This window comes from Polaromonas sp. (assembly GCF_013817205.1).
Lineage (GTDB): Bacteria > Pseudomonadota > Gammaproteobacteria > Burkholderiales > Burkholderiaceae_C > Polaromonas.
On record NZ_JACDDD010000037.1, the window covers coordinates 23,437 to 35,952 of the forward strand.

9 protein-coding genes and 1 pseudogene are annotated in these 12,516 nt (G+C 61.3%); 5 read left to right on the forward strand and 5 right to left on the reverse strand.

Annotated elements, in window-relative coordinates; all coding sequences use genetic code 11:
* Positions 1 to 290: 290 nt before the first annotated feature.
* The 3 genes from H0W47_RS10395 to H0W47_RS10405 are packed head-to-tail and all read right to left on the reverse strand — an operon-like array spanning position 291 to position 4,038.
* Entirely contained in the window at positions 291 to 1,448 is a 1,158-nt protein-coding gene (locus H0W47_RS10395; protein WP_296923984.1) for a hypothetical protein, read from the reverse strand.
* Positions 1,445 to 2,509, reverse strand: a complete 1,065-nt coding sequence (locus H0W47_RS10400) for a hypothetical protein (RefSeq protein ID WP_296923986.1) — start codon at positions 2,507 to 2,509, stop codon at positions 1,445 to 1,447. Before H0W47_RS10400 ends, H0W47_RS10395 begins: the two co-directional genes overlap by 4 nt.
* Before the next feature lie 23 nt (positions 2,510 to 2,532).
* Complete coding sequence (locus H0W47_RS10405; RefSeq protein ID WP_296923988.1) at positions 2,533 to 4,038, reverse strand: LA2681 family HEPN domain-containing protein; 1,506 nt, start codon at positions 4,036 to 4,038, stop codon at positions 2,533 to 2,535.
* Positions 4,039 to 4,145: 107 nt separating this feature from the next.
* Here H0W47_RS10405 and H0W47_RS10410 point away from each other — a divergent pair, with 107 nt between their 5' ends.
* Entirely contained in the window at positions 4,146 to 6,665 is a 2,520-nt protein-coding gene (locus H0W47_RS10410; protein WP_296923991.1) for a nuclease-related domain-containing DEAD/DEAH box helicase, read from the forward strand.
* Positions 6,666 to 6,703: 38 nt separating this feature from the next.
* Here H0W47_RS10410 and H0W47_RS10415 read toward each other — a convergent pair whose 3' ends face one another.
* On the reverse strand, positions 6,704 to 7,426 hold the full coding sequence (locus H0W47_RS10415; protein WP_296923993.1) for a hypothetical protein: 723 nt from the start codon (positions 7,424 to 7,426) through the stop codon (positions 6,704 to 6,706).
* 354 nt (positions 7,427 to 7,780) lie between these two features.
* Here H0W47_RS10415 and H0W47_RS10420 point away from each other — a divergent pair, with 354 nt between their 5' ends.
* From H0W47_RS10420 to H0W47_RS10430, 3 genes are read left to right on the forward strand one after another with little or no spacing between them, the layout of a single operon-like run.
* Positions 7,781 to 7,921 (forward strand): hypothetical protein, encoded by a 141-nt coding sequence (locus tag H0W47_RS10420; RefSeq protein ID WP_296923995.1) that lies wholly within the window; start codon positions 7,781 to 7,783, stop codon positions 7,919 to 7,921.
* A gap of 13 nt (positions 7,922 to 7,934) precedes the next feature.
* On the forward strand, positions 7,935 to 10,331 hold the full coding sequence (locus H0W47_RS10425; protein WP_296923997.1) for a type I restriction enzyme HsdR N-terminal domain-containing protein: 2,397 nt from the start codon (positions 7,935 to 7,937) through the stop codon (positions 10,329 to 10,331).
* Complete coding sequence (locus H0W47_RS10430; RefSeq protein ID WP_296923999.1) at positions 10,332 to 11,255, forward strand: hypothetical protein; 924 nt, start codon at positions 10,332 to 10,334, stop codon at positions 11,253 to 11,255. It abuts the gene before it with no gap.
* A gap of 73 nt (positions 11,256 to 11,328) precedes the next feature.
* Here H0W47_RS10430 and H0W47_RS10435 read toward each other — a convergent pair whose 3' ends face one another.
* Positions 11,329 to 12,024, reverse strand: coding sequence for a helix-turn-helix transcriptional regulator (locus H0W47_RS10435; protein WP_296924001.1), 696 nt, complete (start codon positions 12,022 to 12,024; stop codon positions 11,329 to 11,331).
* Between the two features lie 167 nt (positions 12,025 to 12,191).
* On the opposite strand from H0W47_RS10435, the pseudogene H0W47_RS10440 reads away from it, so the two are divergent.
* A pseudogene (locus H0W47_RS10440) lies at positions 12,192 to 12,395 on the forward strand (ATPase); the annotation flags it as partial.
* Between the last annotated feature and the right edge of the window lie 121 nt (positions 12,396 to 12,516).

Genomic DNA, 12,516 nt, shown 5'->3' on the forward strand with positions numbered 1-12,516 from the left:
GTACTGGCGTAGGGCAGCGCGCCGGGTACAAGCCACGCGGGACGCTCTCCATTGCAGCCGAACTCGCTCTTCAGAACGGTAAGTTACTTCGCCAACTTTCGGCGCCGAGACTTCGCACGTGTCCTTTGTCAGGGCGAAAACAACCACAACCACCGTGTTGCGACCCATCGAACGTTTGCTGAGTGCATCGGAGCGCCTGAAGCACCTTGCGCAGTTCCAATTCGACCCTCATCGGCCTCTGGGAATTACCGAATGCAGAGGCAGTGCGACCTACACCCAAGAATGGCTGGCTAAGGTCTGAAAGACCTCAGGGAGTGCTCACCGCGCGAAATGGCGTCGGTGACGAAGTCCCCATCCCGCCTCTCGCGCGGCGAATCGACTGACGCCGCGGCGATGACGAACAACGCGTCCATACGCGCTGAGATGGCTTTTGCGTCGGCCGCAGGCCACCATCGCGCCATGTCACGCTGAAGAATATCGGGTCTAAATCCGTCACCGCCATATTCAAACAGGCCTGCGGCGAGCAGTTGTAGCGACTTATCCATGGTGGCGAAGAGATAGCGGATCAATTTGCCCTCCGCCTCGTTCACACGCCGAACGAAGTCGCTGAGGTAGGTGATATCCCATGCAACGTTGCGCGCACCGGCCAACGCGCGCTCTCGGTCTGCGGATTTCAACTGCTTGAGTAGCCCTTTGCGCGGGGGCGAGTGCGGGGCGAAGTACAGACACGCCATCAAGGCAGCCGGTCCTGCGACGATGAACTCGCGCTCCATCCAGTCGAGGAGGCCAAGCATGCGGTGCAGAGGCGACAGGCCATCGAGCTCCAACTGGCCAATCTTCAACGCCACGGCGTAGTTACGGCTCCAGCGACGTAGCGGATAGGCCAAGTCGTGATTCGTCAGTGCGTGCGGGTGTAGCGCAGAAGGCAGCGTAGCGATACGTCCCAGCGCGTAGTCCAGCCACTGGCGCGGAACACCGTTGTCGGCGGCCCGGAACCAGGCGATCTCATCGTTGGCGGACTCGTTGCTTTGCCCGGAAGCGAGTTCGTGGAACGCGACTGAAGGTTCGACCTTGATCTCGAGGCACTGCGCGAGGGCCAGGACCCCTGCGGCGAGGCGCGAGGCATCGTCTGCGGGCGCACCCTTGGCGATACGGGCCCAGCGCGAGACGATGTTGCGGTCGGGCAGCAGAATGGTCTCGCGGTGCTCCACGCTCTGCTCGTAGAGAAATCCCTCGGAGTGGCATAAGCCGATGGGCGGCGGGACATAGCCGGGCGTCAACACCCCGGCATCCTCTAGGACAGGCCCGAGGACCAGAAGGTCTTCGTGCGGGAAGTCACCAGGCAGTATCACCGAGACGGTCATATCCTCCGGACCGACACCGGCAAACTGGAAAACAAGGCGGTCATCGGACTTCCTCGCCCTAGTGAATTTCGGCGCGCCAGTCATGGACGTCGCCGCTTCCAAGGCTTGTCCTGGCGGCGGGACCGAATACGTCGGACCATGGGCGCCTCGCCCGGGAAGCCGCCATGTGCCATCGTGTGCAGGTCGACGGCGTCAATGTCGTTGTGCCCGCGCTCCTCGCAATGCGCTTCCAGCCACCTCTGATGGTCATGGGCGTGCACCGCAAAGGCTTCGTCGAATGACACGGGATCGGCCCAGGCAGTCCATAGGCAAACAAGAGCCGCGATCTTCCGTGAGAGTTCTTCCTGATAGCGCGGATCGAGCAGCGACATGCCGTGGGCGATACGGTCGACCACAAGACGCATGTAATCAAGCGCGTAGGGAAGATGCAGGTACAGGTACTCCCACTGCGCCTGCTTTTCCGCAGGCCCGCTGAAGACGAAGTTGATGTTCATCAGCTCGGTGCGGATTGCATGGTGCTCGGTGAACAAGTGGATCGCGCGGTTGCACGCTCCGTCAAAGCCTAGCGCCTTGTCGTATCGCAATTCCGCAAGGCGTTGGGGAGAAAATCTCACCTCGGCGCCGAGAATCCCAAGCACCTTGGCGATACGGCGTGAATGGGCATCCAAACCGCCCGCGCGCTCCGCGCGAAGAGTAAGCGGCTGCGTGCTCAGTTTGTGCGCGAAGTCCTCAAGGCTGATGACGATTTCTTCGAACACGTACAGGCTTTCTTGCAGCGGCTTGCGCAAAAGCATGTACGTCACATTGAGCTTACCCTTACGTGAACACTCCAGCGCTTCGTAGAGGCAGTGGAGCATGTCGGACAGGACCGCCGGGAAGGTGACGCACTTCAAGATTTTCGCGGCGTCCTGCGCCATGCCGTTGATCTGGAGCCACTCAACTGGGTTTTCTGCAGCGTCGAATGCGGCACCCAACTCCAGATTGGAAAAAGAGATGCGATGCTTGAAAAATCCGCCCGTTTCACCGTCGGTCAAGATCGCACCCATGGCGTCGTGGATTACGAAGCAGAGGTCGTGCGCTATGTCGAACTCCTTGGGCAGGAGGCCGCCTTCAATGACGCGCAACGGTACGTAGTTTTTTGCCAATCTCACCCTCCTTGAGCAACAGCCTACAGACGGAACTGGTCTTCAAGGACCGGAAGCACCATGGGGAATATGCCTTCATCTCCAAGCTTTCTCTTCAACTCCGCCTCTTCGTGCACTACGGCACAACTCAGTCCTATCAAGCCGCTTCGGGCGAGTTTCAGCAACTTCATGACGTGATGCTCAAGTTCCTGATCAGAGATGGCATAGCCAAGCTCATCCCCGTTCCGTGCCCGGTCCCCCTCCGCGTCGTAAAGAAAATGGTCATGAACTCTCAGGTATTTGTGGGCGATGTGATTGCGAATCTCATTCAAGACCCTCGCCTCCGGGTCGACGGCCCCTTCGCCGACGGGCTTCAAGTGAAAATCGCGGCTTAGCCAATACAAACCGCGCAAGGGCCAGTTGCTGGATGCCGCAAACCTCGCAGACAGCCCTGGGTTGGATCGGTCTGCGGAGCGCCACACAGACGCGAACGAAACTCGTTTTGGCTCTAGCCCGACCTTCCAATACTCGTTAACCAGGTACGCGATTTTGTCGAAGATGGCATGCAAAGCGAGGAACGCCATCTTCAACTTTTCGATCCAGGTTCGATAAAAGCGGTAGTCCAGCGCATCGAAGAGGACAACGCCCTTGTCCGCGAAATGCAACTTGTCCCCCTTCTCGCACAACGCTTCAAAGACAAGATACCTCGCCGACACATATTCCTGCTTCAGCTGATTGAAGATGGCGTAAGGGCGCGGCATGAGCGCCGTAGCCTCGTCCGCTGGGACTGTGATCGAGGGCAGCGTCAACGTGTCCTGCAGCGCTTCGGCCTCTAGTTCGACGTCATTGATCGAACTGAGGACCGCACGATGCTGCACACACCAACGTCGATACCGTCGTTCTTGCTTGGAGCGCCCACGTTGAAAGGGATGAAGAGGAACCTCCACCTCGTTCCAATCCGCACGGCTTCGAAGGTGAGCTACCAAGTCCTCCATTTCCTCCCGAGCATGCGGCTCAACACCAGCCCGCAGCGCCGCGACGAGCGTGCGGTAGCTGATGCGCAGGAGCAGTGCCTGTTCCTGCCCAGTGCCTGCGTAGCGCGCATACCAGTACAGGGCTAGCCCCTTGTTGCCCATCGCCATTCCGAAGCGTGGGTGCTCGGACAGTGCTTCATCCCACAGTTCGACAGCTTCCACGATGCGACCACAACGATTCAGGGAATTCGCCAAGTTGGTTATGACGCGCAGCTTCAGATCGGTGCCCAACGTCTGTGTCGTTTCGGCAGCCAACGCGCGCCTTGCCACGCGAAGTGCGCGAATCTCGTCCTCCAAGAGTGGTTCGACCCAATCCGACGACGCCGAACCAGCGTCCGTCCGCAGGGCAGCATGGATGTTGGCTTCGTAGAGGGCAAGAGCACCCCTTTCAACTGCCGACATGGGCGCGCGACTCATGCTCGCGATGGTTTCAAGATAGGCGCGCAGCGCCGAGACATCTTGCGCCTCGCAAGCGTCATCAATACCTCGTGCAAGATCTTCAAGAGCAGTTGACATTCGATCCCCTTCTTCACTCCTCAATACTTGCGTGCATCCTACGCGAGCACGCAAGGAGCACAGGCGCTGCTAGTATCTGACGAGGACGAATTCATACTGAATGAAGCATGGCGCAAATGATTCCAGGCCTCGGTCCACGAGAAACCGACAGCAGTGGCGAGAAACGGCTTTACTACCTGTTAAAAAGCGCGTTGCCGGATGACTTCGTGGTGATTCATAGCCTTCCTTGGCTGTGTGCTGGTGTGCGCTCGGTCGATCCCAGCTATGCCCCGACCGGCGAGATCGACTTCCTGGTCATTCACGAAGCATTGGGAGTCCTGGCTATCGAGGTGAAGTCGGGCGTTCACCGCGTGGAAGGCGCATCATTTGTACATGTCCGAACAGGTCGAATGAGTGATCCTGTGCATCAAATCCGAAGAAATGTTCACGGCTTGGCCAGATGGCTCGGCAACGAACCCCAGCTGCGCCTGAGAATTGGCTACGGCTTCGTATTTCCGGACAGCGACTTCGGAAACGCAGCGATCAGCGCGGCTCTTGTCGACACCTCGGTGACGCCGACGCAAGCCATCCACATCGACCGGACCGGACTTGGCAACCTGGCCGACAGAGTACCAGCTTTGATGGCGTACTGGCAACGCGCGACAGGTTCTGTGCCGCTGGGTTCTCCACGCGCAAGGCAGCTGGTCCAAATGCTCTGCCCGGAATTCGACGGAACTCCGTCGTGGGCTTCGCGGCTCGAATACAACGGCAAGTGCTGGCTGCGGCTGACCGAAGAGCAGGCGGCAGTGGTTGATTCAGTCGCAGGCACCTCCCGAATCGTCGTGACAGGCTGGCCGGGCACTGGCAAGACCCTGATCGCCGTGGAACTCGCCAGGCGCGCGGCTTTGGCTGGGAAGCGTGTTCTTGCGCTCACCTTCAATTCACTGCTGGCCGAGCACCTGCGCACCGAACTGGAAGGAAATGAAGGCAGCGTTTCGACTTGGCACGGCTTCTGCTCCGGATTCGCGCGCAAGCTGCACGGTGGCAACACATCCACCGCCGAATGGCTGGAACGCGGTTGCCTCGAAGACCTCATGAATGCGGAGGCGCTTGGCTTGGTTTCGCAGTTTGACGTGCTGTTAATCGACGAGGCACAAACGCTTCGTCGGGAATGGTGCGACTGGCTCGCTCGCCGGTTTCAGCGAGGACAGATCGTCGCCTTCTGCGACGAAACCCAGCTTTTCTCGTTCGAGAAGGAGCGGATATCCACCACAGAGTTGTGTACGCGAATCGGCGCCGGAGCCCCCTTTTTTCTCACGATCCCTTTGCGATCCCCGAAAGCAGTCGTCGATCACCTTCAGCGCATCCGGTCCTCGTCTCACCAGATGTACAGTCCGCGCGAATTTGATGAGGAGTCGCTCCAGGAGCATGTCGTCGCAGACGTGGGTAAAGCTCTGGACGAAACCATCGAGAGCATGGCCGCAGCCGGGGTGAGCCGTAAGGACATTGTCGTCCTGTCCAAGTTCGGCGCACTCAGAGAGTATTCAGGTCTTGAGCGCTATGAAACGGTTTCACGGTTCCGAGGCATGGAATCTCCGATCATCATCGTGCCGTGGGCTGATGGAATGGACGATGCAGAACTCTTCTGCGCCTACTCCCGAGCCACGTCCGTGTGCATCGCGTTGTACGAGGCCGAGAGCCTCGGCATCAATGCTCCAAGCGGCAAGTTTCACGAGCTCATTCTTGCGAATCCCATCAATGCAGCAGTAGCCCACGACGCGGCCAAGCAGGCGCTGACACGAACCATCATTTCGGAGTATGTCGAATCGCAATCGCTGGGTCTTTCGTCCGCGGACATACGGTGGTGCGATGTGTGGAACGCCTGGCTTGTCGATTGCGAGGACCGGTCAGAACTCGCTAGCCTGTGGATCGACTACCTCATCTGCCACCACCCTTGGCCCGTCTATTCCTGGACGAACCAGTCTCGGCGTGAACTGATGCGCGCCATTCCTACGGCGAATTCGGTGGATGATGGCCAGGCATGTCAGATGCATAAGCTGACGTGGTGTGACCGCTGCGAAATGGTCGCACCTCACGAACGGCGAGCAGACGCCAGCACGGTATGCAGAATTTGCGCGGAGCCGAAATCCGAATCGTCGTCCCCAAGTCCCGAGTTGCTAGAGCGGATGAAGCGGTACGACAAAGTCGTCAGCTCGGACAAGCCGGAGTCGCTGCCTAAGGAGGAGGTCCTCGGCCTTCCTCTGATCATCGCGGCACTCGGAGCTCGTAAGGTGGCCCGGGCACGACCTCGTCGGCACAGCACCGCGATGGACGAGCTCCCAACGGGAGCGATCCTCTATCGCGCCGCTATGGCGTTTGTGTACTCGCGGATCAGCTTGCTGCGGGAAGGCTCAGACTTGGTACTCGAAAAGCTGGTCGCCGAAACTGGGCGCTATCTGGCTCCTCCGAACGTCACAATTGCGCAGTGGCGGTCAAGAGTCGCATTGGCCTTGGGGCGCAGCTTCAGCCAGGATCTCGTCACCAAAAGGAGCAAGGGCGTGTACACGACCAAGCCGCTCGACGCCTCCGAGAAAACCAATACCCAAAAGTCTCGTGCGGCCGGAAGTCGGTCCGCCAGCAGCGCGTAGCCGGCGAAGCGCCAGATGCACCGCTGGCCCTCGTGCTCTTAGCCGGCCGCCTTCCCCTTTTCGAGGCTCTGCCGGTAGGCCTGTTCATCCTCGTAGTCCCGGTCACGCCAGCTATCGTCGACTCCGCCGGTGCCGCCCGCCTCGCCAAACACCAGCCCAGCCCTGCCCGCCTTGCGGTACGTCAGCCAGCCGCGGCAGTTCAGCGTATCACCGTTGAACATGCGGTCACCCTCGGGGTCGTATTCACCCGTCAGGTCGCCTGCGGCTTCGAGGGTCCACTCGTCCCGTGCTGCCCACAGGTCCGAGGTCGCAGGGCACGCGTCTTCCATTTCAGGCTCGTATGGGAACGACGCGTTGCTTTCGGCCATCGCCCCGCCCACGTCGTCCGAATCGGAGATTGCCTGCGCCAAGGCCTCGCGGGCATGCGAGTCGTAGAAGTCGGCAACGCTCTCATACACGCCGACCTGGCCACCACCGGCTTTCAACGCGGCGGTACACGCCTGAACGACCACCGGACCATTCTGCAGGCCCAATTCGACCGCACGGCCTGTTCCCAACGGGACGTTCAGGACGTAGACCTCGGCGTCATCGAGGTGGTACTCGCGTGTGGTATCCGCCTCGTCCACCGCCAGCGCGGCATGGGTGCGGTAGCCCAGCAATGCTGCGACGACTTCGGTGAGATGGGAACGCATGACCGTCAGGCCTTGCGCCGCGAGTGCTTGGGAGGCCGTGTAGACGGCCGAGCGAGCGTAGTTGCTCATAGGAATACTCCACTGCTGTTCGAGCGCTGGACGTTTTGTCGCTGTCGAACAGCCGGTATCCCGGAGGGTTCAGAAGCGATGTACAGGGACTGACAAAAGCCTTTTTCAAGCTGTCCAGAGCTTTGGCGGGCGCCAGGCGCAATTTTACGCCCGGCGGCGTGGCGCCGCAACCGCCTGCTAGGCCTGCCCATATTCGGTGGAATGGCCTTGTTTCCTGCACAGTGAAGTTGTGCGTCGGCTGGGGCGCCGCGCGGGTAGTGGGTCGCATAGCGCACCGGCGCGCCCGGTGCGATAATGACGCTAGGGCTTCGGGCAGGAGCCTGCACCCGTCATAGCGAAGCTGTTGACAGCACGGTGGCCGAGCGCGCGCGTCACGATGACAGCTTGGCTCAGGTGAAGCAGATGCTCAGCGCGCGCTACCCGGATTGCCCGCCGTTGCGATCGTTGCTCAAGAAAATCAACACGGCGCACAAGTCGTTGCAGACCTGGGCCTGAGAAAGTCATTGCAATGTCTCGCGCAAAACAAGACCAACAAGCACAGCCGACCTCGTCACCCCCCGTTCGTCCCGAGGCCGAGCTCGAGAGCCGGTTGACAGCGGCCCTATCTGCTGCCTTCCCAAACATTCCGCGCGCACAACTGAGCGAGCAAAGGCGTTTCACGGTGCGTCTTGGGCATGAAACGCACGACTTTGACAGTGCGGCTTTATGGGAAAAGAGCGGACGGGCCGACGTGATCATCTGGCACGGCGAGCGGGCGCTCGCCTTGGTGGAACTCAAACGGGAGGATCTTCCGCTCACGCTCGCGGACTACGAACAAGCGCAAAGCTACGCGAACCAATTGACGCCGCGACCACCCCTTGTCGTGGTGACCAATGGTCGTGAGACACGCGTGTACGACGCCAACACGGGCCAGCTGTGGTCAGGCAACGAGGACGCAGCAAAAGAGGTGAAGCGCTTGCTTGTCAACGCAGCCACACTGGCTGCGGCGGACATGCGGTGGGCAACCGAGGCCCTGATGGGCAGGGAGACCGGCGTCTGGGTGCCCATCGTGCGCTCCGCAACCGCCAGACTCCTGGCTGAAATGACCGACCCTCCCGGAGCGTCGGATCGGCCCTTCGCCCAGCTCCTGTTGTTTCCCCGCCTGAGCAGCTTCGCCGCCATCAAGTCGGCTCGCGCCGGCACCCGCTTCACGCTGATTGAGGGAGCTGCCCAAAGCGGCAAGAGCAGTTGCCTGCGTGAGGTCACGATGCGCACGCAAGAAAGCGACGACCTGGCTGTCCTGATGTTGCGGGGCTCCGGCCCTGGACTGTTCCAGTCGCTGGCCAATCTCTTCGCCGCGGAATTGGAGTGGAACCTCACTGCCAACGACGCTCGCCAGTGGCTGCGGCGCATGTCCAATGGGCTCGCCGGCCCGGCGCTTGTACTTGCCGTCGATGATGTCCAGCCCGGCACGGCGATGGCCGCAGACCTGGAGGAATTGGCGAGCCTGCGCCCCGGCAAGAAGCTCAATGTCATCGTGACGACTGAATCTGCCGAGCGGCTCGCGAAAGCCCGCAACGGCCGCACGCCGACGGCGGTGGGAACGAACGCGGAGACGATCGAGATTGGCGCTCTGGGCCTGGAGGAGTTTCAAGCGGCCCAGCGCAACTTGGCCAGTCACAAGATCGTGTTCCAGCAAGGCGCCGAGTACGCGGAGGACTATCGCGCGCCCTGGGTGCTGCGCACGATCTACGACGCTGCCGCGCGCGATCCACGGCATCAGGACCCGGACCGCGGCCTACTTCTCCCTCCGGCTCTGGGCATGGAACTCGTGGATGCGGCGCGGCACAGCTTTGCTGGGCAAGAAGACCTGATGCACGGCTACCGCGTGCTCGCACGCTGCGCCCTTGCGGACACGGGCGCTCATTCCGCAGAACTTTCCCTGGCAGCCGCCAACGGCTTCGTCGTGCGGCAGGACGCACTGTCCTCCGAGGGTCGCGACGCGCTGCGCGAACTCAGTTCGATTGGAGCGGTACGTGTCTATCGGCACCCCGGGGGTGAGGACGTGGTTGTGCCGGCCGTTCCCGCCGCCTTTCTGACGGAGCTCGCCGATGCGGCGGGTGAAGAGCTTGAGCGACGCGCGGAACTCGATCCCCGTGAGGCTGGAGTCTGGCTGGGCAATCGCCTGGGCGCGACATATCTCGGCGACCTGGTCGGCGCGCAAGCGATCCGCGCCATGGCGGACCGGACGGGCGGATTCAGCTCTGCAATCATCGAAGGCCTGCTTTCCATCGAGCCCACGGAGCAGCTCATGGAGAATGCATTGATCGCGATGGCCGCGCCCAACGGTCGGCTGATTCACTTGAAGATCGAAGACGGCAAAGTGTGGCTGTCCAACCGCCATGGCGACGTCAGCGGCGAGCCCGTGTACCTCGGAGCGGAACGCTCGCGCACCTACGGGAATGCGACCGCGTGGATGATCCTGGGGCAATTTGCCAGACTTCCCACAGCGGTGGTCGGCGACGACAGCAAGCGCATGGACGCCTGGGTACTCTTGGAAATTGGCCAATGCAAGTTTCCATTGCTCCGGGCGAATGAAGAAGGGCTGGGCCACCTCGAACACGAGCTTGGCAACGGCGTCCGCGTCCTGTGCCAGGATCAAGGTGCGATCGAAGCAGCGACACAGGCCATGGCCGATCTGTTGTCCCGTCGTTGGGCGCATGCCGATGCCTGGGTCGATGCCGCACTTGAGACAGGCTCGCTGCCGCTGCTGCACCGACTGACAATCGCGCTGCGCACGGTACGCATGCGCAACATCCCCCGCCTGTCCGAATGGGCTGGTGAGAAGCTCTCGCAGCATGTTCTTCCCGCCCTCAATGCTTTTCTTCGAGCACCGCTCGCGGGGCAAGCCGAGGAAACTCCATAGTTGCGTATGACGTCCATATGCCGCATGGAGTTTGGCTATCACCCTGATTTTCTTGCGTTGTCCTCGGGGCAGATTTCCATTTCGGCGCTGCCCGGCATAGCCTCGGCGAAGGCAGACATCGAAAGCAGCGAGACCTTGGACCAGGATTGGATCTATGCGCCGCCGCAGCTTGTTCGCAATTTGGGCGGCGGCGTCCATCAACGCCCGTACTCCGCTCGCGTCTTCGGACTTCCGAAAACGCATGTGATTGCGCACGCACTTTGCGAGGGACACGACCACCTCACCTTCCACCTTTGGGCTTTGTCGTTCTTCACGGGAATGCGGCTGACCGCGACGGAAGCCGGCTTCGTCGATGCGACGCCCATCAAGCCGGGCAAGCTCATCGACTTCGTGATGCTCGGTCGGGGAATCGCCGACGCGCTGGACCTGGCCGAGGCCTTCTGGACGCATCATCGGGCGGCCCCGGACCGCGCCAGGTTGATCGCAGCCGCCGTACACGCGCTGTTTTTGGGCCAAAACCCGCAGCATCTTCAATTCGAGCGGTTCATCTTGCTGTACACGGCGATCGATGCGTGTTTCGCGCTCGCCAAGGCCATTAAAGGACCTACTCGGCCCGTTTCTCATACTGGTCGCGTGAAGTGGATGTGCGATGCGTTCGGCATGCCCACTCCGGCCTGGGCGGACCCAGCGTCCGGCGCCGAAGTCGCGTCGCTCCGCAACGAGACGGTGCATGAAGCCCTCTTCATGGGAGAGCCTCTGGGCTTCGCCATTCATGGGACAGGAACCAATCAGAACCTCACGCTCGAAATGCGAGCACTGGTCTGCCGGTTTGTCGTGGCGCTGCTGGGAGGGGAGGGTTGCGACTATGTTTACTCGCCGGTCAACACGCGGCAGCGGCATGGGCTGAACCTAGCCACGCCATGACCAGTGCGCATGAAGCGCCATGACCCGAGTTCGATGAGGCGCTCGCGCACGAGCTGCGGATGCGAGCCCTCGGCTAAAGCCGAATGCCGCCCGACTTCGGCGTCGCGAACTGGTCCGGCTCTTTGCCGAGCTGGAATGCGACGACGTAGAGCCCGCTCACGGGCATAGGCTTGGCGTCCGAATCCGTTCCCCACTTCACCTGCATTTTGCGCTCGGCATAGCGCAGCGAGACGCCGAGCGCCTTCAGCCCGTCAATCCGCGCCTGCAGCTCGTCGTACACCTCAAACTTCGTCGTCTCGGTGTATGCGTCAGCGCAGTCACGGTAGTCGCGGAAGTAGTCCACCAGCTCGGCGAACGTCTCGTCGGCCTCGCGGCTGAGCTCGAAGCCGGGTTCCGACAGATCCATCATGTGAAGTTCGGCCAGCTTCGCCAACTGCTTGCCCGTCGTGAGGGGCAACGCGGTCAGCGTGACGTTCTCGCGATCGAACTTCTCCTTCTGAGCCTTGAGCTCCGCTTCGGTCGGGATCGTGAAGGGCTTGTTCAAAACGTCCAGGTCCTCGAATTCGAACGCGCGGGCCAGTGCTCGGCGCGTGTCCAGACTCGCCGCCTGGCCCTGCTCGACCCGTTGGATGGTGCGGACGTTCAGGCCGGATATTTCCGCCAGTTGTTCCTGAGACCATTGGCGCACTTCCCGGAACAGCCGGACACACAGGCCCAGTTCTGCAGGGGTCAGCAGGCGCGCCTGTGGCGCTTGTTCGGTGGTATTCATTCGCAGGCCCATTGTCGTTGGTCGGTGCAATGCAGCATGGGAACGGGCGTCCATCGTCACCACGACAGCGGCCCGACAGCAACCCGTCCTGGCGTCCCGCCGCCGGGCTCTTCGGGCTGCGCCCCGTGCTTCGGTCGAATCGTGGCCATCCGGCTCCGATCCCTGGCGCCCTGGTCGAGTGCGACCCGCAGCGCAGTGGATCGCCAGGTCACAGCCTGAAGCCCGAGCAGGCCTGTCGAACAGGCCTGCTGATGCACTTGAAGCGCCAAGTGTTCTACGTCGTGTTCAACTTGCCGATCGAGGCCAACCAGCCTTGCGTCTTCGTCGAATCCGGCGTCATCGAGCAGCTTGAAGGGCAAGTCGAACGCTAGCCCGGATATTTCATTAGCAGGAGTCGGCAGCCCCGTGCCGAAGCGCGTTGTCATTGGTGTTCGATGTCAATTGCAACCGGGGACTGCCAATGCCAAAGTGTACGCAAGAACGGATCGATTT